The organism is Streptomyces sp. NBC_01257 (genome assembly GCF_035917255.1).
Taxonomy (GTDB): domain Bacteria; phylum Actinomycetota; class Actinomycetes; order Streptomycetales; family Streptomycetaceae; genus Streptomyces.
The window spans coordinates 5,590,396-5,610,509 of the sequence record NZ_CP108472.1; the positions used below are offsets into that span (position 1 = coordinate 5,590,396).

The 20,114-nt window shown below is 72.5% G+C and carries 22 protein-coding genes; 11 read left to right on the forward strand and 11 right to left on the reverse strand.

Annotated features, from left to right (window positions below):
• Positions 1-66: 66 nt before the first annotated feature.
• Entirely contained in the window at positions 67-1,713 is a 1,647-nt protein-coding gene (locus OG408_RS24330) for a cell division protein PerM (protein ID WP_326674589.1), read from the forward strand.
• Here the strand turns inward: OG408_RS24330 and OG408_RS24335 are convergent.
• Entirely contained in the window at positions 1,703-2,689 is a 987-nt protein-coding gene (locus OG408_RS24335; RefSeq protein ID WP_326671928.1) for a hypothetical protein, read from the reverse strand. The two genes, OG408_RS24330 and OG408_RS24335, sit on opposite strands and share 11 nt — an antisense overlap.
• Before the next feature lie 378 nt (positions 2,690-3,067).
• On the opposite strand from OG408_RS24335, the gene purN reads away from it, so the two are divergent.
• Together purN and purH are read left to right on the forward strand one after the other, a co-directional pair.
• Positions 3,068-3,724 carry a phosphoribosylglycinamide formyltransferase gene (gene purN / locus OG408_RS24340; RefSeq protein WP_266781840.1) on the forward strand — a complete coding sequence of 219 codons (657 nt, stop codon included), beginning with the start codon at positions 3,068-3,070 and terminating at the stop codon, positions 3,722-3,724.
• Positions 3,711-5,264 carry a bifunctional phosphoribosylaminoimidazolecarboxamide formyltransferase/IMP cyclohydrolase gene (gene purH / locus OG408_RS24345; protein ID WP_266781842.1) on the forward strand — a complete coding sequence of 518 codons (1,554 nt, stop codon included), beginning with the start codon at positions 3,711-3,713 and terminating at the stop codon, positions 5,262-5,264. The genes purN and purH overlap by 14 nt, the downstream gene beginning before the upstream one ends.
• Before the next feature lie 127 nt (positions 5,265-5,391).
• Here the strand turns inward: purH and OG408_RS24350 are convergent, their stop codons facing one another.
• Complete coding sequence (locus OG408_RS24350; protein WP_266781844.1) at positions 5,392-6,162, reverse strand: RDD family protein; 771 nt, start codon at positions 6,160-6,162, stop codon at positions 5,392-5,394.
• Positions 6,163-6,391: 229 nt separating this feature from the next.
• On the opposite strand from OG408_RS24350, the gene OG408_RS24355 reads away from it, so the two are divergent.
• The 4 genes from OG408_RS24355 to OG408_RS24370 all read left to right on the forward strand — a co-directional run bounded on the left by OG408_RS24355 (position 6,392) and on the right by OG408_RS24370 (position 10,815).
• On the forward strand, positions 6,392-7,261 hold the full coding sequence (locus OG408_RS24355) for a bifunctional methylenetetrahydrofolate dehydrogenase/methenyltetrahydrofolate cyclohydrolase (RefSeq protein WP_266781846.1): 870 nt from the start codon (positions 6,392-6,394) through the stop codon (positions 7,259-7,261).
• 29 nt (positions 7,262-7,290) lie between these two features.
• Complete coding sequence (locus OG408_RS24360) at positions 7,291-7,926, forward strand: DUF3017 domain-containing protein (protein WP_326671934.1); 636 nt, start codon at positions 7,291-7,293, stop codon at positions 7,924-7,926.
• Between the two features lie 579 nt (positions 7,927-8,505).
• Positions 8,506-9,621 carry a helix-turn-helix domain-containing protein gene (locus OG408_RS24365; RefSeq protein ID WP_285564815.1) on the forward strand — a complete coding sequence of 372 codons (1,116 nt, stop codon included), beginning with the start codon at positions 8,506-8,508 and terminating at the stop codon, positions 9,619-9,621.
• Between the two features lie 204 nt (positions 9,622-9,825).
• Positions 9,826-10,815, forward strand: a complete 990-nt coding sequence (locus OG408_RS24370) for a malate dehydrogenase (protein ID WP_266781852.1) — start codon at positions 9,826-9,828, stop codon at positions 10,813-10,815.
• Between the two features lie 130 nt (positions 10,816-10,945).
• Here OG408_RS24370 and OG408_RS24375 read toward each other — a convergent pair whose 3' ends face one another.
• Positions 10,946-11,674, reverse strand: a complete 729-nt coding sequence (locus OG408_RS24375) for an isocitrate lyase/PEP mutase family protein (protein WP_285564814.1) — start codon at positions 11,672-11,674, stop codon at positions 10,946-10,948.
• 41 nt (positions 11,675-11,715) lie between these two features.
• Entirely contained in the window at positions 11,716-12,225 is a 510-nt protein-coding gene (locus OG408_RS24380) for a carboxymuconolactone decarboxylase family protein (protein ID WP_285564813.1), read from the reverse strand.
• Positions 12,226-12,272: 47 nt separating this feature from the next.
• Here OG408_RS24380 and pdxR point away from each other — a divergent pair, with 47 nt between their 5' ends.
• The gene (pdxR, locus tag OG408_RS24385; protein ID WP_266781858.1) at positions 12,273-13,676 is read left to right on the forward strand and encodes a MocR-like pyridoxine biosynthesis transcription factor PdxR; all 1,404 of its coding nucleotides are present in this window, start codon (positions 12,273-12,275) and stop codon (positions 13,674-13,676) included.
• A gap of 419 nt (positions 13,677-14,095) precedes the next feature.
• Here pdxR and OG408_RS24390 read toward each other — a convergent pair whose 3' ends face one another.
• Genes OG408_RS24390 through OG408_RS24400 form a run of 3 tightly spaced genes read right to left on the reverse strand, consistent with a single transcriptional unit; the run spans position 14,096 to position 14,732 of the window.
• Positions 14,096-14,323 (reverse strand): hypothetical protein, encoded by a 228-nt coding sequence (locus OG408_RS24390; protein WP_285564811.1) that lies wholly within the window; start codon positions 14,321-14,323, stop codon positions 14,096-14,098.
• Entirely contained in the window at positions 14,320-14,496 is a 177-nt protein-coding gene (locus OG408_RS24395; RefSeq protein ID WP_326671939.1) for a hypothetical protein, read from the reverse strand. Before OG408_RS24395 ends, OG408_RS24390 begins: the two co-directional genes overlap by 4 nt.
• Entirely contained in the window at positions 14,493-14,732 is a 240-nt protein-coding gene (locus OG408_RS24400; RefSeq protein WP_326671941.1) for a hypothetical protein, read from the reverse strand. Before OG408_RS24400 ends, OG408_RS24395 begins: the two co-directional genes overlap by 4 nt.
• A 106-nt stretch (positions 14,733-14,838) precedes the next feature.
• On the opposite strand from OG408_RS24400, the gene OG408_RS24405 reads away from it, so the two are divergent.
• A complete protein-coding gene (locus tag OG408_RS24405; protein WP_326671943.1) occupies positions 14,839-15,675 on the forward strand; it encodes a helix-turn-helix domain-containing protein in 837 nt (278 codons plus the stop codon).
• Positions 15,672-15,881, forward strand: coding sequence for a DUF397 domain-containing protein (locus tag OG408_RS24410; protein ID WP_326671945.1), 210 nt, complete (start codon positions 15,672-15,674; stop codon positions 15,879-15,881). The genes OG408_RS24405 and OG408_RS24410 overlap by 4 nt, the downstream gene beginning before the upstream one ends.
• A 60-nt stretch (positions 15,882-15,941) precedes the next feature.
• On the opposite strand, the gene OG408_RS24415 is transcribed toward OG408_RS24410, so the two are convergent.
• Positions 15,942-16,436: an NUDIX hydrolase gene (locus tag OG408_RS24415; protein ID WP_266781868.1), complete on the reverse strand. Its 495-nt coding sequence runs from the start codon at positions 16,434-16,436 to the stop codon at positions 15,942-15,944.
• A 4-nt stretch (positions 16,437-16,440) separates the two neighbouring features.
• A complete protein-coding gene (locus OG408_RS24420) occupies positions 16,441-17,352 on the reverse strand; it encodes an NADP-dependent oxidoreductase (protein ID WP_326671947.1) in 912 nt (303 codons plus the stop codon).
• Between the two features lie 123 nt (positions 17,353-17,475).
• On the opposite strand from OG408_RS24420, the gene OG408_RS24425 reads away from it, so the two are divergent.
• On the forward strand, positions 17,476-17,841 hold the full coding sequence (locus tag OG408_RS24425) for a MerR family transcriptional regulator (RefSeq protein ID WP_266781872.1): 366 nt from the start codon (positions 17,476-17,478) through the stop codon (positions 17,839-17,841).
• 88 nt (positions 17,842-17,929) lie between these two features.
• On the opposite strand, the gene OG408_RS24430 is transcribed toward OG408_RS24425, so the two are convergent.
• Positions 17,930-18,793 (reverse strand): hypothetical protein, encoded by an 864-nt coding sequence (locus OG408_RS24430; protein WP_285564872.1) that lies wholly within the window; start codon positions 18,791-18,793, stop codon positions 17,930-17,932.
• A 104-nt stretch (positions 18,794-18,897) separates the two neighbouring features.
• A complete protein-coding gene (rocD, locus tag OG408_RS24435) occupies positions 18,898-20,103 on the reverse strand; it encodes an ornithine--oxo-acid transaminase (protein ID WP_266781873.1) in 1,206 nt (401 codons plus the stop codon).
• Positions 20,104-20,114 lie beyond the last annotated feature (11 nt).

Below are 20,114 nucleotides of genomic sequence, written 5' to 3' on the forward strand. Positions count from 1 at the left end.
ACAACGGCCGTTCGCCCGTTACACGGAATAAGCGCGTGTCGTTGGGAGCATTGCGGTGTGACCCAAATGACCGAACGCGGCCCGTTGTTGTCGGCAGAGCGGGGGCGGTCCGCCGCGTCGGCCCGGGCGCTCCTGCGCGGGGCGCTCGCGGCGGGGCTCGGACTGGGCTCCGTCGCCGTGCTCGTGGTGGTGCTGTGGATCTGCTCCCCGGCCCCCGACAGCGGCCCCGGCGCGGCCTTCCACGCGGCGGCCGGACTCTGGCTGCTCGCGCACGGCGCCGAACTGATCAGGACCGACACCCTGACCGGGACCCCGGCCCCGGTCGGCGTCGTGCCCCTGCTGCTCACCGTCCTGCCGGTCTGGCTGGTGCACCGGGCGGCCAGGGACGTGCTGGAGCCCGACGAGGGGCAGCGCGCGCCCTCGGCCGGGGGTGCGTTCGCCCTGGTGACCGCGGGATACCTGCTGGTCGGGACGGCTGTGGCGCTCTACGCGCGGGGCGCCTCGCTGTCCGCGCGCCCACTGTCCCTGCTGTTCCCGTCGGCCCTCGTGGTGGCGGCTGCGGCGGCGGCCGGGGTGTGGACGGCGTCGGGGCGCCCGCTCGGGCCGCCGCCCTCCTGGGCGCCGGTGCGGTTGCACGAGGCGATGGCCCGCACCCGGTTCGCCCGGCGCGCGGAGGCGGTGGGCCGGTCCGCGACGGCCGGCGTGGCGGTCCTGTTCGGCGGGGGTGCGCTGGTGACCGCGGCGGCGCTGGTGTGGCACGCGGAGCCGGTCCAGGAGTCCTTCCTGCGGCTGTCCGGCGACTGGGCCGGGCGGTTCGCGGTGCTCCTGCTGGCGCTGGCGCTGGTGCCGAACGCCGCGGTGTGGGGTGCGGCGTACGGGCTCGGCCCCGGATTCGCGCTCGGGACGGCTTCCACGGCCGGACCGCTCGCCTTCTCGGGGCGCCCGGCGCTGCCGAACTTCCCCCTGCTGGCCGCGCTGCCGGCCCAGGGGTCCGGGACGCCCCTGAACTGGGCTACCGCCGCGGTGCCGGTCGCGGCCGCCCTGACGGTCGCCTGGTTCACCGTACGGAGGGCGGCGCCCGCGCACGGCGAGCGCGAGGAGGCGTGGACCCTGCGGGAGACGGCGCTCACCACCGGGCTGGGAGCGGTCGGCTGCGGGATCGGCGCCGCGCTGCTGGCGGCGGCGGCCGGTGGCCCGCTCGGGACCCGGACACTGGCGGAGTTCGGCCCGGTGTGGTGGCTGACGGGAGCGGCGGCCCTGGCGTGGACGGCGGCGCTCGCCGTTCCGATGGCGCTGCTGCTGCGGGCCTGGCGGCTGCGCGGGGGTACGGCAGCCGAGCGGGAGACGGCCGAGGCGCCGGAGGGCGCCGGGGCGGAGGGGCCTTCCGTGCCCGTGCCCCGCCCCTCCGCCGGCCGGGGCGCGGCACCGACGGGCCCCCGCCCTGGGGACGGGGACGGGAGCGGGGACGACGAGTTCGAACCGTACGACTTCCTGCCCACCGACCCCTGGCACGCGAAGGCGGCCGGCATCAAGGCGGCAGACGCGAAGCCGGCGGACACGAAGCCGGCGGACAGGAAGGTGGCAGACGCGAAGCCGGCGGAGACGAAGCCGGCCGACGCGGAGACGGACGAGGCGTCACCGCCTGACGTGTCAGCGGGCGACGCCCCGGCGGACCGGCCCGCGGGGGCCGGTCCGCCGGACGCTACTTCTTGACGCCGAAGAAGGGTTCCAGCGGCTTCGGCAGCAGGTCGTTGCAGGCGATCTGCCCCGACTTGGTGAGGGCGTCGTTCACGCAGGTGTAGTAGTCCCGGTAGACCAGCTGCACGGTGAACGTCGTCGCGACGATCGACAGGGCGATCAGGGCCGTCACCAGACCGCTGACCGCGGCCGTCGTCTGCTGCCGGCTGCCGCGCTGCAGGTAGTTGTTCGCCGGCGGGCCCGCTGCCGCGGATCCCGGGGCCTGGGCCGGCCCGTACGGCGTACCGGGCGCGGTGCCCGGCCCCTGGCCGACGGCGGGCGTGCCGGGAGTCGCGGCCGGTCCGGCCGGACCGGTGGTCCCGCCGGTCGCCGACGGCTCCTTCGGCTTGGCCCGCAGCGCGCTGATCGACCAGTAGGTGGCGAGTGCGCCGAGCAGGAGGGCGATCTCCGGGAAGTCGAAGATGGCGAAGAAGAAGGCCCACATGCCGGAGAGCAGCGAGTAGCGCGCGCGGCGCTGGACCGGGTCGGTGGGGTCCCAGCGCATGCCGCCGGGGGGCTTCTCCTGGCCGCCCTGGCCGTTCGGCCCGCCCGGACCGGTGGGCCGTCCGCCGAAGGTGCCGTTCTGGCGCCCCGGCTGGTGGCTGCTCCACTGGCTGCCCCAGACGGGGCGGTCGTCGGAGGGGTCGCCCTCGGGCGCGTCCCCGGAGCCGCCGTTGCCCTCGCCGTTCCCGTTCCCGTTCGTACCGCCGTTGACCGGGTGGCGCGGCTGCCACGGCTGGTCGGGACGGTCCTCGGGCGGCGGGGCGAAGGGGTTGTCGTCCCCCGGTCCGGATGCCCCGGACGGCGTGGAGGAGGAAGAAGAGGGGCCGGAGGAAGAGGGGCTGGAGGAGGACGAAGAGGAGCCCGGCGTGGGGGACTGGCGCTCCCGCATCAGCAGTGAGGCCCGCTCGGGCAGCGGGTGGCGGAAGGCGGTGCGGCGTCGGTCCGGCATGTGGTGAACGTCTTCCCCATCTCGTCATGTCCGCCCGGCGGACGGTGCGCTGTCCCCTGACGCTACCCTCCGGCGCGGAGGGGCCGAAAGCGGGGAGTACAGGCGCGGTGGCCGACAGCTGTCATCCGGCGGCCCCGCCCCCGCGGACCCCTGCGGGGACCCCTGTGGTCACCGGTCCCTCACCCCCGTCAGACAAGGGCTTCCCGAGGTGCCGGTATCGTTGCTGACGGTCGGCTCGTTCGTAGAGTTCCCCGTATCGGGGGGCGTGATTCATTCGTACGACCGTACAAACAGCATGGCCGCCGTGCCGCTGCTCCCGCAACGCGGCGGGTGGTGCGGCCGCTTCGAACTGCTCCACACGCGAGAAAGGGCCCAGCCGTGGCCTCCCCGCTCTCCTCCGCCGGACCGGCCCGCCTGGTCGTCCTGGTCTCCGGTTCCGGTACGAACCTCCAAGCCCTGCTCGACGTCATCGGTGACGATCCGGAGGGGTACGGCGCCCGGATCGTCGCGGTCGGTGCGGACCGTGACGGCATCGCCGGTCTGGAACGGGCCGAGCGTGCCGGGCTTCCCACCTTCGTGTGCCGGGTCAGGGATCACGCGACCCGCGAGGAGTGGGACGCGGCGCTCGCCGCGGCCACCGCCGAGCACCGCCCGGACCTCGTGGTCTCCGCGGGATTCATGAAGATCGTGGGCAAGGAGTTCCTCGCCGGGTTCGGCGGCCGGTTCATCAACACCCACCCCGCCCTGCTTCCCAGCTTTCCCGGTGCCCACGGTGTGCGCGACGCGCTCGCGTACGGCGTGAAGGTCACCGGGTGCACCGTCCACTTCGTCGACGACGGCGTCGACACCGGTCCGATCATCGCGCAGGGCGTGGTCGAGGTGACCGAAGAGGACACCCCGGAGGGCGAAGCGGCCCTCCATGAACGCATCAAGGAAGTCGAGCGCAAGCTGCTCGTCGAGGCCGTGGGGCGGCTCGCCCGTGACGGCTATCGCATTGAGGGACGAAAGGTTCATCTCGGTCATGTCGGTGAATAAGCCCATCCGCCGCGCCCTGGTCAGTGTCTACGACAAGACGGGGCTCGAAGACCTCGCGCGCGGTCTGCACGAGGCGGGTGTCGAGCTGGTCTCCACCGGCTCCACCGCCGGGAAGATCGCGGCCGCCGGAGTGCCGGTCACCAAGGTCGAGGAGCTCACCGGCTTCCCCGAGTGCCTCGACGGCCGCGTCAAGACGCTGCACCCGCGCGTCCACGCCGGCATCCTGGCCGACCTCCGCCTGGACGCCCACCGCGAGCAGCTCGCCGAGCTCGGTGTGGAGCCGTTCGACCTGGTGGTCGTCAACCTCTACCCGTTCAAGGCGACCGTCGCCTCCGGCGCCTCGGACGACGAGTGCGTCGAGCAGATCGACATCGGCGGCCCTTCGATGGTCCGCGCCGCCGCCAAGAACCACCCGTCGGTCGCCGTCGTCACCAGCCCCGAGCGGTACGCCGACGTCCTGGCCGCCGTCGAGGCGGGCGGTTTCGACCTGACCGCCCGCAAGCGGCTCGCCGCCGAGGCCTTCCAGCACACCGCCGCGTACGACGTGGCCGTCGCCTCCTGGTTCGCCGCCGACTACGCCGCCGCGGACGACTCGGGCTTCCCCGACTTCGCCGGTGCGACGTACGAGCGCAAGAACGTCCTGCGCTACGGCGAGAACCCGCACCAGCCCGCCGCGCTCTACACCTCGGGCGAGGGCGGCCTCGCCGAGGCGGAGCAGCTGCACGGCAAGGAGATGTCGTACAACAACTACACGGACACCGACGCCGCGCGCCGGGCCGCGTACGACCACGCCGAGCCGTGCGTCGCGATCATCAAGCACGCCAACCCGTGCGGGATCGCGATCGCCGACGACATCGCCGAGGCGCACCGCAACGCCCACGCCTGTGACCCGCTGTCGGCGTACGGCGGCGTCATCGCCGTCAACCGTCCGGTGACCGTCACCATGGCCGAGCAGGTCGCCGAGATCTTCACCGAGGTCATCGTCGCCCCGGCGTACGAGGACGGCGCGGTCGAGGTCCTCACCCGCAAGAAGAACATCCGCGTGCTGCGCTGCCCCGAGGCCCCGTCCGCCGCGGTCGAGGTCAAGCCCATCGACGGCGGTGCGCTGCTCCAGGTCACCGACCGCCTCCAGGCCGACGGCGACGACCCGGCCAACTGGACGCTGGCCGCGGGCGAGGCGCTCTCCGCCGACGAGCTGCGGGAGCTCTCCTTCGCGTGGAAGGCGTGCCGCGCGGTCAAGTCCAACGCGATCCTGCTCGCCAAGGACGGCGCATCGGTCGGCGTCGGCATGGGCCAGGTCAACCGCGTCGACTCCGCGAAGCTCGCGGTCGAGCGCGCGGGCGAGGAGCGGGCGCGGGGCGCGTACGCGGCCTCCGACGCCTTCTTCCCCTTCCCCGACGGGCTGGAGATCCTGACCGCGGCCGGCATCAAGGCCGTGGCCCAGCCGGGCGGTTCGGTCCGTGACGAGCTGGTGGTCGAGGCCGCGAAGAAGGCGGGCGTGACGATGTACTTCACCGGCACGCGCCACTTCTTCCACTGACCCGGAGGCGGGCTGCCCCGAAGGCCTGCCGACCCGAAGACAGAAGGCCGCCGGTCCCCCGCAACGAGCGGGGGACCGGCGGCCTTTGCCGTACCGGGCGGTGAGGGTGGTTACACCGTCAGCGGGTTCACTTCGTCTTGACGACGATCGTGCTGCCGGCGCGGTCGTGCCAGCCCTGGAGCTTGCCCGAGTTGTCGAAGAAGGGCGAGAGGTAGACCAGCAGCGCGCCGAGACCGCAGAAGAGCGATCCGACCATCGGGATGATCCAGCGGATGAAGCCCGCACCCAGACCGGGGGCCTGGCCGGTGTTCTCCTTGACGACCTTGACGTTCAGGACCATCTTGCCGAGCGTGGCGCCCCAGATGGAGACCATCAGCCACTCGTAGAGCAGCGCGATCAGTGCGAACAGGGCGATGAAGCCGAAGAAGCCGGCGACGATGCCGACGCTGGCCGAGGCCGCGTCGTTCACGCACTGGTTGTACGCGGCGGTGCCGTACTCGTGGGAGCTGCAGTCGTCGACGGTCTTCGAGGCGCCCACGAGGCCCGCGATGCCGATCGCCGAGAAGATCGCGTAGAGGATGCCGTACGCGACGCCGTCCAGCGCACGCGCGCCCAGGCGGCGCCCCATCGTGGCGAGTTCGACGGTGCCGAGGCCCGGGACGTTGATGTAGCCGTTGTTGGCCTGGAGGGTGCCGCCCGGCTGCTGGGGCGGGTAGCCGTAGCCGGGCTGGCCCTGCGGGGGCACGCCGGGCTGCTGCGGGTAGCCGTAACCCGGCTGACCCTGCGGCGGTACTCCCTGCGGGGCCTGCTGCGGGTAGCCGTAGCCGGGCTGGCCCTGGGGCGGCTGACCGGGCTGCTGCCCGTAGGGGTTGTTCGGGTTCGGGTCGCCGAAGCTCATCTGGGGCGTTCCTCCAACGGACGTACGGGGACGAATGCGGCCGCGCGGAGGAAAGAAAACATCAGCGGTCCGCCCCCCGGGTACTTCTGCGGCACTGCGGCCTTCATCGTTATAAGCGGGACGTAAGTTTGTCCAGCCGCTGCCCAAGAAGTTGTCCAAGTGCAACCTTGTGTCCACGGCCGGCACCTGCAATTGGTCCGCGGGCGGGGTCATCCGCGAGTATGGGGACATGACTGCCCAGATTCTCGATGGCAAGGCCACCGCAGCCGCGATCAAGTCCGATCTCACCGTCCGCGTGGCGGCCCTCAAGGCCCGGGGCATCACCCCCGGCCTGGGAACCCTGCTGGTCGGGGACGACCCGGGCAGCAGGTGGTACGTGAACGGCAAGCACAAGGACTGCGCGCAGGTCGGCATCGGCTCCATCCAGCGCGAACTCCCCGACACCGCCACCCAGGAGGAGATCGAGGACGTCGTCCGCGAGCTCAACGCCGACCCGGCGTGCACGGGTTACATCGTGCAGCTGCCCCTGCCCAAGGGGATCGACACCAACCGGGTCCTGGAGCTCATGGAACCGGCCAAGGACGCCGACGGACTGCACCCGATGAGCCTGGGCCGGCTCGTGCTGAACGAGACGGGCCCGCTGCCCTGCACCCCGCAGGGCGTCGTGGAGCTCCTCCGCCACCACGGGGTCGAGATCAACGGTGCGCACGTCGTGGTCGTCGGACGCGGTGTCACCATCGGCCGGTCGATCCCGCTGCTGCTGACCCGCAAGTCCGAGAACGCCACGGTGACGCAGTGCCACACCGGTACCCGTGACCTCTCCTCCCACCTCCGCCAGGCCGACATCATCGTCGCCGCCGCGGGTGTGCCGCACATCATCAAGCCCGAGGACGTGAAGCCGGGCGCGGCCGTGCTCGACGTCGGCGTCAGCCGCGACGAGAACGGCAAGATCGTCGGTGACGTCCACCCGGGCGTGGCCGAGGTCGCCGCCTGGATCTCGCCGAACCCGGGCGGTGTCGGTCCGATGACCCGCGCCCAGCTGCTCGTCAACGTGGTCGAGGCGGCCGAGCGCGACGCCGACGCGGCCGACGCCGTCTGACCCGGCTGATCCGATCCGGAAGGAACCCCATGGGTGCTGGTACGAGTCCGGCCGACCGGGCCGCCCCGGCGACCGGGCCGGCCGCCGAGCAGGGCGAGGAAGCGGCTGACGCCGCGGTCGACGCCCCGGCCGGTGGTACGGAAGGCGCTACGGGCGGCAATGCGGACGGGAGTACGGCCGAGGCGCCGGCCGACGGCTCCGCCGAAGGTCCGGACGGCCGCACCGGCAGCCACCCGGCGCCCGTCCACGGCACGCCGTCCACGGCACGCCGGTCGCGGCGCTTCCCGTCGTTCACCCGGGACACCGCGCGTCCCGAGGGCGGCGGCCGGGCGGCGGCCGGGGACGCCCCGGCGCCCGCCCGTCAGTGGCCGCTGATCTCCGTGCTCTGCACGGCCGGGGCCGGACTGCTGATCGTGGCCACCGATCCGTTCGCCGAGGCGTTCCGGATCGGCACGATCCTGATCGGGGTGGCCCTCATCGGAGGTGCGGTCCTGCGCCTCGTGGTCCCCTCGGTGGGCATGCTCGCGGTCCGTTCCCGCTTCACCGACCTGGTGACGTACGGACTGCTGGGCGTCCTCATCGTGATGCTGTCGCTCATGGCGCAGCCCCAACCGTGGCTCGACATCCCGTTCCTGGAGGACGCGGTCCACTTCACGATCCGCTGACCCGATCCGCCGATCCGCCGATCCGCCGATCCGCCGATCCGCCGATCCGGGTCACTGGCACCGGTCCGCCGGGTGGTGTCCGTCCCCTCCCCCGAGAAGGGACGGACACCGAGGGCGGGGCGCACCGGAGCCGAAAAGCCCCGAAGAGCTCCGAAAAGCTCCGGTAAGCGGCGACTTGAGCGGCCTTGCCCCGTCCTGAGTCCAGCCTTGTGGACGGCGTTCCCCGGTACAAGGGATGACTGTGGCCTGTGGCACGGAAGTGACCATTCCGCCACGGTGTGATCAACGGGCAACGATGGCAGACTGGCCCGGCAGCCACGGGTGGGGGCGCGCGAACGTGCGCTCGGACGCCTGAATGCCACCGTGCGCTCTCTCTCCAGGAACTGTCAGTCTGCGTTTGCGCATCTACCTGGGTAGTCCGGAACGGAAGACCACCGGTCCGGACAGGGGGCAGGAGCATGCGCGGCGCGTCGGACGCGTCCTGGGGCAGCGCGGGCTGACTGGAGCGAGCGGGAAACACGCGTGCACAAGCAGCGCGTCACGTCGTAGTCGTAGTCGTAGTGGTTGTAGGGGGAAGTAATGCCTCGTTGGAAGGCACTGCCGGACGAGCTCGACCCGCAGATCCGAGAGTTCGCCGGCCAGCTGCGCAGACTCGTCGACCGCAGCGGCCTGAGCATCGCCGCAGTCGCCGACCGCACGGGCTACAGCAAGACGTCGTGGGAGCGGTATCTGAACGGCCGGCTGCTCGCGCCCCGCGGTGCGATCGTCGCGCTCGCCGAGGTGACCGGCACCAACCAGTCCCATCTCAACACCATGTGGGAGCTCGCGGAACGGGCCTGGAGCCGGGCCGAGATGCGCCACGACATGACGATGGAGGCCATCCGGATCACCCAGGCGCGGGCCGCGCTCGGTGAGACCGGGACCCCGCGGGGCCACGGCCGGAGCCGTCCCTCGGGCGCCGTCGGCACGGCGGGGGGAGCGGTGGCGGACCAGGCGCCGGGCGAGGGCCGTACACCGTCCGTACCGGTCCAGCGCGGATCCCTGCCGCGGATGCCGCAGCAGCCGCAGTCGCACGCCGGGCCGGACGCCGCCCCGGGCCACGGACTGCCGCCCGCCGTGGCCTTCGCCGCGGGCATCGGCGGCCATCAGCCGCCGCCCGCACCTCGCGACGGCGGCAAGGGCGGGGCCGGGGGCAACCGCAAACCGGCCGTGATCGCGGCGGCCGTCGTGGGCGTCCTGCTCGTCGTCACCGGCGTCGTCCTGCTGATGAATTCGGGCGGCGACACCAAGGGCGACGCGGCAGGGCCCACGCCCTCGCCGACACCGACGACCAGCGCGCCCAGGCTTCCCGCCGGCGTGAAGTGCAGCGGCGCCGACTGCGTGGGGCAGGACCCCGAGGACATGGGCTGCGGCGGCGAGTACGCCCGCACGCTCTCCAGCGCCACCGTCGGCGGCAGCGTCATAGAGGTGCGCTACAGCAAGACCTGCGCGGCGGCCTGGGCGCGGATAACGAAGGCCGCGGCCGGCGACACCGTGGAGATCACCGCCGGCACGGCGGCCGGGCAGAACGGCACGGTCGGCGCGGCCGCGGAGGCGTACACGCCGATGGTCGCGGTGAAGCGGACCGCCGACGTCCAGGCGTGCGCCACGCTCGCCTCCGGTACGCAGGGATGCACGGCCGAACAGGCCGGCTGAGGGCACGGGTGCGGACGCGGGCCCGCACCCGGGGCCGGGTGCGCGGGGAGTGACCGGTTGTGTGCGGTGCCACAGGGGGGCGGGCGGCCGCCGGGTTCCGGGTCGGATAGCCTGACCGACGGATATCTCTTCACATCAAGATTCAGGGATGTCCAGCACCAGGGGCCAGGAGCCCCCACCGCCAGCTGTCTAACGGAGATCGCCATGACCCGCACTCCCGTGAATGTCACCGTGACCGGCGCAGCCGGCCAGATCGGCTACGCGCTGCTCTTCCGCATCGCCTCCGGCCACCTGCTCGGCCCGGACGTGCCGGTCAACCTGCGTCTCCTGGAGATCCCGCAGGGGCTGAAGGCCGCCGAGGGCACCGCGATGGAGCTCGACGACTGCGCCTTCCCGCTGCTGCGCAACATCGAGATCACCGACGACGCCAACGTCGGCTTCGCCGGTGCCAACGTCGCCCTGCTCGTCGGCGCCCGCCCGCGCACCAAGGGCATGGAGCGCGGCGACCTGCTCTCCGCCAACGGCGGCATCTTCAAGCCGCAGGGCAAGGCGATCAACGACAACGCCGCGGACGACATCAAGGTCCTCGTCGTCGGCAACCCGGCCAACACCAACGCGCTCATCGCGCAGGCCGCCGCCCCGGACGTACCGGCCGAGCGCTTCACCGCGATGACCCGCCTCGACCACAACCGCGCGATCTCGCAGCTGGCCGCCAAGACCGGTGCCGCCGTCTCCGACATCAAGAAGCTGACGATCTGGGGCAACCACTCGGCCACCCAGTACCCGGACATCTTCCACGCGGAGATCGCCGGCAAGAACGCCGCCGAGCTCGTCAACGACGAGGCCTGGCTGGCCGACACCTTCATCCCGACCGTCGCCAAGCGCGGCGCCGCGATCATCGAGGCCCGTGGCGCGTCCTCCGCCGCCTCGGCCGCGAACGCCGCGATCGACCACGTGCACACCTGGGTCAACGGCACCGCCGCGGGCGACTGGACCTCGATGGGCATCCCGTCGGACGGCTCCTACGGCGTCCCCGAGGGCATCATCTCGTCGTTCCCGGTCACCACGGAGAACGGCACGTACAAGATCGTCCAGGGCCTGGACATCAACGAGTTCTCCCGTGCGCGCATCGACGCGTCGGTGAAGGAGCTCACCGAGGAGCGCGACGCGGTCCGCGAGCTCGGCCTGATCTGATCCACCGGCCGTCCACCGCCCGTTCGCGGGCATGGCGGTCACGCCGGACGCCCCCGACCGCAGCCGAGTGCTGCGGTCGGGGGCGTTCGCGTTCTCCGAGCGGGTGCGTGCGTACGGGCCGGGCGCGGGCTCAGGCCTTGCGCAGCTCGTCCGCGAACCCGCGGACGGCGGCCATGGCCCGGCGCTGGAGGCCGGGGCCGAAGGTGATCCGGGCGGCGCCCAGCTCCCCGAGCCGGCGCGGGCCCGGACCGTCCGGCCGGGAGAGCGCGTTGAGCGGTACGGTCACCGCGGCGGCCAGCCGGGGGAGCGACTCGGCCGGGGCGCCGATCGGGTAGACGCAGTCCGCGCCGGCGGCCACGTACAGCCGCGCGCGGCGCACGGTCTCCGCCTCCTGGTCCGTACCGGCCGGGACGCCGCGGACGTAGGTGTCGACGCGCGCGTTGACGAAGAGCGCGTCCCCGGCGACCGAGCGCACCTCCGCCAGCCGGTCCGCCTGCCGCTCCGGTTCCATCAGGACGCCGTCCGCCGAGTCCTCCAGGTTGCAGCCGACCGCCCCGGTGGCGAGCAGCCGCTCCACCAGTTCCCGCGGCGCCAGCCCGTACCCCGCCTCGATGTCCGCCGACACGGGGACGGGGACCGCACGGGCGATGCGCGCCACCGCCGCGAACATCTCGTCGGCGGGCGTCTCCCCGTCCTCGTACCCGAGCGAGGCGGCGACGCCCGCGCTCGGTGTGGCCAGGGCCGGGAACCCCGCGTCCGCGAAGACGCGGGCGCTCGCGGCGTCCCAGGGGCCGGGCAGGACCAACGGGTCACCCGGGGTGCGGTCCCGGTGCAGGGCGCGCAGTTCGGACGCGGTCATCGCGGGGGCTCCAGACGGGGGAGGGGCGGGGGGTGTGCCGGTCAGCTGTGGTCGCCCGGCGTGTAGTGGCCGGGGACCATCCGGGTGGACACGGCGAACCGGTTCCAGGCGTTGATCGTGATGATCGCGGCGATGAGGTGGGCGAGCTCCGTCTCGTCGAAGTGCTTCGCGGCCTTCGCGTACACCTCGTCCGGCACGAATCCGTCGGTCAGGACGGTCACCGCCTCGGTGAGCTCGATCGCCGCGATCTCCTTCGGCGTGTAGAAGTGCTGCGACTCCTCCCACGCGCTGAGCTGCACGATCCGCTCGATGGACTCGCCCGCGGCGAGGGCGTCCTTGGTGTGCATGTCGAGGCAGAACGCGCAGTGGTTGAGCTGCGAGGACCGGATCTTGACCAGTTCGGCCACGACCGGGTCCAGCCCCTTGCGGGACGCGGCCTCCAGACGGGCCATCGCCTTGTAGACGTCGGGGGCGTGCTCGGCCCACTGCATGCGGGGGGTGTGCTCGGGGACGAGGTCGGAGGTCGCGTGGTGGTGCGTGTTCGTGGTCATGCATACGACGCTACGCGGTGAGTGGCGTACCGGTATGGTCCATTTCCATGACGGATCCCTGGGCCACTTTCGGCGCCGACCTGCACATCGACCCGACCGGCGCAACCGGTCTGCGGGCCGGGCTCATGGAGGCCCTGCGCGAGGCGGCGAGGACGGGGCGGCTGGCACCCGGGACCCGGCTGCCGTCGTCGCGCACGCTCGCGGCCGACCTCGGCATCGCCCGCAACACGGTCGCCGACGCCTACGCGGAACTGGTCGCCGAGGGCTGGCTCACCGCCCGGCAGGGCTCCGGCACCCGGGTGGCGCAGCGGGCCGAGCCGCGCGCGTCCGCCACCAGGACGCCGCGCTCCCGCCCGCCCCGCCCCAGCCCCGCCTACAGCCTGATGCCCGGCTCGCCCGACCTGGCGACGTTCCCCCGCGCCGAATGGCTGAAGGCGGCCCGCCGCGCCCTCACCCGCGCGCCCAACGACGCCTTCGGCTACGGCGATCCGCGGGGCCGCATCGAGCTGCGTACCGTACTCGCCGACTACCTGGCACGGGCCCGCGGGGTGTACGCGGACCCCGACCGCATCGTGGTCTGCGCAGGCTTCGTCCACGCGCTGAGGATGATGGGGAAGGTGCTGCGGGAGCGCCGCGTGCGGGAGGTGGCGGTCGAGTCGTACGGACTGCCCCAGCACGCGGGCCTGCTCACCGACGCCGGGCTGCGCATCCCCTGCCTGCCGCTCGACGAACTCGGCTCCAGGACCGGCGAACTGGGCGGGAAGGGGAGCGCGGGCGCGGTGCTGCTGACGCCCGCCCACCAGTTCCCGACCGGGGTGCCGCTCCATCCGGACCGGCGGGCCGCCGCGGTCGACTGGGCGCGGAGCACCGGCGGGCTGATCCTGGAGGACGACTACGACGGCGAGTTCCGCTACGACCGTCAGCCGGTCGGCGCCCTCCAGGGCCTCGACCCCGAACGCGTCGTGTACCTGGGCACGGCCAGCAAGTCCCTGGCACCGGGCCTGCGGATGGGGTGGATGGTGGTGCCGCGGTCACTGGTGGGCGAGGTGACCGCCGCCAAGGGCTGGAGCGACTGGGCGTCGAGCGCGCTGGACCAGCTGACACTGGCGGAGTTCATCGCCTCCGGCGCGTACGACCGTCATGTGCGCTCCATGCGCCTGCGCTACCGCAACCGCCGCGACCAGCTCGTCGCGGCACTGGCGGAGCGGGCCCCCTCTCTCCGCGTCACCGGAATCGCCGCCGGGCTGCACGCCGTGCTCGAACTCCCGGAGGGCAGCGAGGCCGAGGTGGTCCGCTCGGCGGCCTGGCAGGGGCTCGCGGTGCAGGGCCTGTCCGCCTTCCGGCACCCGGACGCCGAAGCGCGACGCGAGGCACTGGTCATCGGCTACGGAACCCCGACCGACAGCGCCTGGGCGGGCACGCTGGACGCGCTCGTACGAGTGCTGCCCTGAGACGAGGTGCGCGGGGGCGCCGACCGGCGCCATCGGTGCCCGCTCCGAGGCGGCAACCGGACTCGACCGGACGCGCCGCACGGCGAGCGTCACCAGCAGCCCCGCGACGGGATCGACCACGGTGAACGCGTCGGGGCACCCGGATTCCAGCCGCCCCATCGCCTCGTCCTGCTGCGCGTGGTCCTCGGCCCAGTCCCACAGCCCGTCCAGCACGGTGCGGCTCCTCAGGACGGCCGACCGCACGTCGGGCCGCCCAAGATGCCCCGAGCCGGACGGAGCGCCGGTCCCCTCCGCGAGCCGAAACGCCTCCCGCCGCAGCCACCGGAGGGCGAGCCGGCGATTGCGCACCACGACCTCGCCCAGCGACACGGCACGCTGCCCGTCGGTCACGGTGATCTCGGCCGCGTAGCCCGTACCGGTCACGTGGCACGCCCCCGGGGACCGTCCACACCCTTCAACGCCGCGGCCACCGCTTCGACGGCGGCCGCGAGCGCCTCAAGCCCGGCCGCCTCGGCCGCGCACTCGCTGACGCGCCGCTCGATCGCGAGGTCCAGCGCGGCGAGGAACCGGGCGCGGGACTCCGGGTCCGGGCCGACGCGATGCCATGCCGGGGGCGGCTCGCTCGCCCCGCCGGAGACGCGCTTCACGACTGCTCTCCTTGCTCCCCGTGCGCCGCGTGTTCGGCGTCCAGGTGCCGCCTGTGCAGCACCCGGCAGTCGGTCGCCCTGCTCTCGTCCTTCTCGCTCCGGGCCACGGATACGGCCAGCTCGAACTCCTGGCAGACCCGGCACCCGGCGGTGCCGGCGCTGTGGGCGGTCATGCCACTTCCCCCCGGCTCCTGGCGTTCTCGTACGCGGTACGGGCGCCGAGCCGCTCGTCACGGGTGGCGGGCCGGACGCACGCGGGGTCGGCTTCCCACTCGGGCCCCCCACCGATGGGCCGCAGCGACCAGTACGGACCGGCGACGCCTCGGAACTCCCCGACGCGGTCGCCATGGCCGCCATCCACCATGAGCGTTCCGGCGGGCGGGAGTTGGACGCGGTTCTGCTCACGCATGACCGCACCTCTCTGTAGTCATTTCACTACCAAGGGCGTTCAGCGTGGCCTAGAGTCGGGAGCTGTTCAACGTGTCAGTCATGAACGAAAGACTGGTGATGCACCCTTGAACCGCAAGGAGTTGGACCCCGAGAGCAGCCCGCAAGCTGCCTTCGGGGCGCGTATCCGCCGTTCACGTGAGGCTCGCGCGTGGAAACAGGAAGAGCTGGGCGAACGGATGGGGTACTCCGGCACGCACATCTCGGCCGTGGAAGTTGGTCGCAAGATGCCAACTCTCCGCTTTTCGCGCAGTGCGGATCGCGTTTTCGACACTGGAGAAACCGCTGACACGTTCGAGCGCCAGTGGCGCGAGATCCGACACGGATCGCTTCTGGAGGGCTTCCCGCAGTACGTCGGCCATGAGAGCCGGGCCGTGGAGATCCGGCTCTACAACATTGGGATCATTCCGGGGCTGTTGCAGACGCCGGAGTACGCAAGGGTGTTGGCGGACAGCGCTGTGCGGCGAGGTGCCATCACTCCCGAACAGGCCGAGGAACGCGTCTCGTTCTTGGCAGAGCGGCAAGCAGCGCTGGTGCGGCCCCGTCCCCCCATGGTGTTCGTCACCCTGGACGAGAGCTGCATCCGTCGGCCCATTGGCGGGGCTGCCGTGATGGGCGCTCAGTTAGCGCGTCTCGTCGAGTTCGCCGGACTGCCGAACACGCTGCTCCAGGTGGCACCGTACGAGATTGGCGAGCGCCGCACGTTTGACCTGCCCGTCAATCTGCTGACGCTGTCGGATCGGTCCGTGCTCTGTTACGCGGAGTCTCAGGCTCAGGGACACTTGGACCGGGAAAGCGCGTCTGTGGTGCCCATGTTGACGGCCTACCATCAACTACAGGGCGAAGCGATGTCACAAGCGGCATCCGTGGCCATGATCAGTGAGTTGCGAAAGGGCATCCCGTGACGACCGAATCCCCCCGCTGGTTCAAGTCCTCGTACAGCAACAACGGCGGCGACTGCATCGAGGTCGCCACGAACCTCGTCGCCGTGCACGGCGTCATCCCGGTCCGTGACTCCAAGGTCCCGGCCGGCCCGGTCCTGAGCATCCCCGCCGCCTCGTTCGCCTGCTTCGTGGCAGGCGTCAAGGGTGGCGAGTTCGACGCTGCCTGAGGGCGCATGAGAAGCCCCACCGCCGGGACGCGGCAGTGGGGCGGTCGGCCGGCGGTGTGCTCAGCCGTCCACGGGGATCGGCCGGTTCGGCGGGCCGTCGTTCAGCAAGGACGCCAATAGTTCCGGCAGCTCGGCCGGCCGCAGCACATCGGAGGTCGCGGCCAGTTCCGCCACGGTCCACCAGCGGTGCCCGGTGATCGCGGCCCTCTCGATCTCCTCGAACGCCGAGGTGTCGACCTGGAACGCAGGCGTCCGGGCCATGTAGTAGCGCTGGCGAACCTCATGGGCGACGCCGTCCCGGACCGCTGTCCACGGACGCCCTCGCCAGATCTCGGGCCCCAGCGAGAGGTTCGTCAGCCCGGTCTCTTCCCGCAACTCCCGCAGGGCTGCCTGCTCGTGGCTCTCGCCCGGCTCAAGTCCGCCTCCAGGGGTGAACCACCGGACGGTGCCGTCCTCCTTGTTCAGGGCGGAGAACAGCAGTACCCGACCGGCGTCGTCCAGCAACACCACGCGCGCGCCCGGGCGCGGCACCAGGCTCCCCTCAGGTTTCGTCACCCCGTCAGATTAGAACGGAGATGACGATCTTGCCGCGGGTGCGGCCGCGCTCGGCGTGCGCGTGGGCGTCGGCGATCTTCTCCAGGGGGTAGCTCTGCTCGATGCGGGGTGTGTAGCGGCCCTGCCGGCCCAGTTCGGCCGCTGCGGACAGCAGGGCCGAGTCGTTCTCGGCGTTGACCACGTGCGTGCCCAGGCGCTCCCCGCGCGCGTGGTCGGCGACCGTCGCGACGCGCGTCGGGTCGCCCGCGATCGCGACGAGGTCGTCCAGGGAGCCGGAGGCCGCGGTGTCGAGGACGATGTCGATGCCGTGCGGCGCCGGCGCGGCGAGGCGCTGCGCGAGGCCCGGGCCGTACGTCGTGGGCGTGGCGCCGAGCGAGGTGAGGAACTCGTGGTTGCGCTCGCTCGCCGTCCCGATCACGGTGGCGCCCTGCGCCACGGCGATCTCGACGGCGGCACTGCCCACCCCTCCGGCCGCCCCCTCGACGAGCAGGGTGCGTCCCGCGAGAGGGCCGAGCGCGTTCAGCCCGCCCATCGCGGTCACCGAAGCGAGACCGGCGGCCGCGGCCTGCTCGTCGCTCCACTCGGCGGGGGCGGGGGCCCAGGCCGAGAGAACGACCAGCTCGGCGGTGGCCCCGGTGACACCACCCAGCCCGAAGACACGGTCACCGACGCTCACCCCCGTCACACCGGCACCGACCTCGTCGACCACGCCGACGGCGTCCCGCCCGGGAACGGCGGGCAGCTCCACCGGAAGGAACTGGTGCAGAGCGCCGGAGCGCAGCTTCCAGTCGATGGGATTGACGCTGGCCGCCGCGACGCGAATACGGATCTCGCCAGGTCCGGGACGAGGGTCGGGCGCCTGCTCGATCACCAGGTTGTCCACGCCGCCGTACTCGTGGAAGCGAGCTGCACGCATAGTGTCCTGCCTTACCTTTATGGGCCGAAATGACGTGTTCATTCGACGCCCGCTACTCTAGAACCTGACGTTGACGTGAGGTGCAAATCGGCAAGCCGGAACTCTCCGGCCGGAGGAGGACAGGTGCGGATCGGTGAGGTCGCCGAGCGAGCGGGGGTGAGCGTGCGAGCCCTGCGCTACTACGAGGAACAGCATCTGCTCCCCGCTGACCGCAGCGCCGGCGGCCAGCGGCAGTACCCCGAATCAGCCGTCGCCCGCGTCAGGCTGATCCAGCAGCTGTACGCCGCGGGCCTGGCAAGCACCACAGTCCGCGAGGTACTGCCGTGCGTGGACACGGGCGAGGTCCCCCCCGGCCTGCTGGACCGGCTGATGGCCGAACGCGCGCTCATCGGACAGCGGATCACCGACCTGCTGGCGGTGCGCGACCGGCTCGACGACGTCATCGGCGTCGCGCGGAACCCGGACCCCGGCTGCGCTCACGAGCAGTGACCTGAGCCGACGCTCGAAGCCGAGGCTCCACACGCGGTCTCGTGATCGTCATTGCGCCATGCCCCGTATCGCCGGAAGCGCCGCTCGCCTACCTCGGGTTCACCGCGGGCGCGTCGTCGCCCGTCGTGACCTCGGCCGGGGCCTCGCCGAACCGGGCCAGGGCCAGCGCACCCGCCACCGCCACCGCGAAGCCGGTGACCGCCAGCCAGCCGAGGCCTTCGCGGGTACGGTCCCCGAGCCAGATGACGCCCACCAGCGCCGGCCCGATCGTCTCGCCCAGGACCATTCCGGCGGTCGCCGTCGTCACCGAGCCGCGTTGCAGCGCCGAGGTGAGCAGCAGGAACGCCGAACCGCCGCCCACCAGCAGCGCGTACGTGGCGGGGTTGGACAGCAGCGCGCCCGGTGACACGTCGTCGATCAGCCGGACGGCGACCTCCACCACCCCGAACCCGCAGCCCGCGCCGAGCCCCAGAACCAGCGCGCGGGCCCGCTCGGGCAGCCGCCCTGCCGCAGTGCCCAGCAGCAGAATGCCGACCGCGATGCCGAGCATCGACCAGCGCAGCGCGTCCGAGCCGGTCAGATGGCCCTCACCGCCGGAGGCGAGGCCCAGCATGCCCAGGCCCGCGCAGACCACGGCGACGGCCGTCCACTCGGTGGAGCTCAGCCGCACCTTGAGCAGGCGGGCGGCGACGACCGCTGTCACGGCGAGACTCGCGGCCAGCGCCGCGCCGACCGCGTAGATGGGCAGCGAGCGCAGGGCGATGATCTGGAGGACGAAGCCGAGGCCGTCGAGAGCGAGCCCGGCGACGTACCGCCACTGCCGCACGGCTCGCAGCAGCAGCGCCGGATCGACGCCCGCCCCGGCTCCGGGTTCCGCCGCCGCCCGCGCGGCGACGGCCTGAAGGACGGAGGCCGTGCCGAAGCAGACCGCGGAACCGAGCGCGCAGATCATCCCCAGGAGCACACGGGGACTCTACTGGGGCAGGCACGGGCGGGCAGGATCGCCGCCCCCGGCCGACCGCCGTGCGCCGACCGCCGTGCGCCGGGCGTACGGGCTCAGCCGCGCAGCACCTCTCGCAGCTGCTCCAGCCCCCAGTCCAAGTCCTCCTTGCTGATCACCAGCGGCGGGGCGATCCGGATCGTCGAGCCGTGGGTGTCCTTCACCAGCACCCGCCGGTCCATCAGCTTCTCGGAGATCTCCCGGCCCGTGCCGTGGCCGGGAGCGATGTCGACGCCGGCCCACAGCCCGCGCCCCCGGACCGTGTCCACCGCGCCGCCGCCCACCAGCAGCCCCAGCTCCTGGTGGAGGTGGTCGCCCAGCTCGGTCGCCCGCTCCTGGAACTCGCCGGTGCGCAGCATCGCGATGACCTCCAGCGCCACCGCGCACGCCAGCGGATTGCCGCCGAACGTCGAACCGTGCTCCCCGGGGCGGTACACCCCCAGCACCGCCGCCGACGACACCACGGCCGACACCGGCACCACGCCCCCGCCCAGCGCCTTGCCGAGCACGTACATGTCCGGCACGACGTCCTCGTGCTCGCACGCGAAGGTCTTCCCGGTCCGGCCGAGGCCCGACTGGATCTCGTCCGCGATGAACAGCACGTTCCGCTCGCGGGTCAGCTCCCGGACTCCGGGGAGATAGCCGGGCGGCGGGACCAGCACTCCGGCCTCGCCCTGGATCGGCTCGATGAGCACCGCCACGGTGTTCTCGGTCATCGCTTCCCGCAGCGCGGTCAGGTCGCCGTACGGCACGATCTCGAACCCCGGTGTGTACGGGCCGAAGTCCGCGCGGGCCTCGTGGTCCGTGGAGAAGCTGATGATCGTCGTCGTCCGGCCGTGGAAGTTGTCCGAGGCGACGATGATCTTCGCCATGCCGTCCGGGACGCCCTTGACCCGGTAGCCCCACTTGCGCGCGGTCTTCACCGCGGTCTCCACGGCCTCCGCCCCGGTGTTCATCGGCAGCACCATCTCCATGCCGCACAGCTCCGCGAGCTGCGTACAGAAGTCGGCGAAGCGGTCGTGGTGGAAGGCCCGGGAGGTGAGGGTGACCCGCTCCAGCTGCGCCTTGGCCGCGTCGATCAGACGGCGGTTGCCGTGGCCGAAGTTGAGCGCCGAGTAGCCCGCGAGCATGTCGAGGTAGCGCCGCCCCTCGACGTCGGTCATCCAGGCCCCTTCCGCCGTCGCGACGACGACGGGCAGCGGATGGTAGTTGTGCGCGCTGTGCGCATCGGCGGAGGCGATGGCGTGTTCCGTGGTCGACACGGGGTCTCCGT

What these genes read in the sequence shown, in the direction of transcription:
- OG408_RS24330 (WP_326674589.1), top strand. Translation starts at nt 67, where the DNA reads ATGACCGAACGCGGCCCGTTGTTGTCGGCAGAGCGGGGGCGGTCCGCC.
- OG408_RS24335 (WP_326671928.1), bottom strand. Translation starts at nt 2,689, where the DNA reads ATGCCGGACCGACGCCGCACCGCCTTCCGCCACCCGCTGCCCGAGCGG.
- purH (WP_266781842.1), top strand. Translation starts at nt 3,711, where the DNA reads ATGTCGGTGAATAAGCCCATCCGCCGCGCCCTGGTCAGTGTCTACGAC.
- OG408_RS24350 (WP_266781844.1), bottom strand. Translation starts at nt 6,162, where the DNA reads ATGAGCTTCGGCGACCCGAACCCGAACAACCCCTACGGGCAGCAGCCC.
- OG408_RS24355 (WP_266781846.1), top strand. Translation starts at nt 6,392, where the DNA reads ATGACTGCCCAGATTCTCGATGGCAAGGCCACCGCAGCCGCGATCAAG.
- OG408_RS24360 (WP_326671934.1), top strand. Translation starts at nt 7,291, where the DNA reads ATGGGTGCTGGTACGAGTCCGGCCGACCGGGCCGCCCCGGCGACCGGG.
- OG408_RS24365 (WP_285564815.1), top strand. Translation starts at nt 8,506, where the DNA reads ATGCCTCGTTGGAAGGCACTGCCGGACGAGCTCGACCCGCAGATCCGA.
- OG408_RS24370 (WP_266781852.1), top strand. Translation starts at nt 9,826, where the DNA reads ATGACCCGCACTCCCGTGAATGTCACCGTGACCGGCGCAGCCGGCCAG.
- OG408_RS24375 (WP_285564814.1), bottom strand. Translation starts at nt 11,674, where the DNA reads ATGACCGCGTCCGAACTGCGCGCCCTGCACCGGGACCGCACCCCGGGT.
- OG408_RS24380 (WP_285564813.1), bottom strand. Translation starts at nt 12,225, where the DNA reads ATGACCACGAACACGCACCACCACGCGACCTCCGACCTCGTCCCCGAG.
- pdxR (WP_266781858.1), top strand. Translation starts at nt 12,273, where the DNA reads ATGACGGATCCCTGGGCCACTTTCGGCGCCGACCTGCACATCGACCCG.
- OG408_RS24395 (WP_326671939.1), bottom strand. Translation starts at nt 14,496, where the DNA reads ATGACCGCCCACAGCGCCGGCACCGCCGGGTGCCGGGTCTGCCAGGAG.
- OG408_RS24400 (WP_326671941.1), bottom strand. Translation starts at nt 14,732, where the DNA reads ATGCGTGAGCAGAACCGCGTCCAACTCCCGCCCGCCGGAACGCTCATG.
- OG408_RS24420 (WP_326671947.1), bottom strand. Translation starts at nt 17,352, where the DNA reads ATGCGTGCAGCTCGCTTCCACGAGTACGGCGGCGTGGACAACCTGGTG.
- OG408_RS24430 (WP_285564872.1), bottom strand. Translation starts at nt 18,793, where the DNA reads ATGATCTGCGCGCTCGGTTCCGCGGTCTGCTTCGGCACGGCCTCCGTC.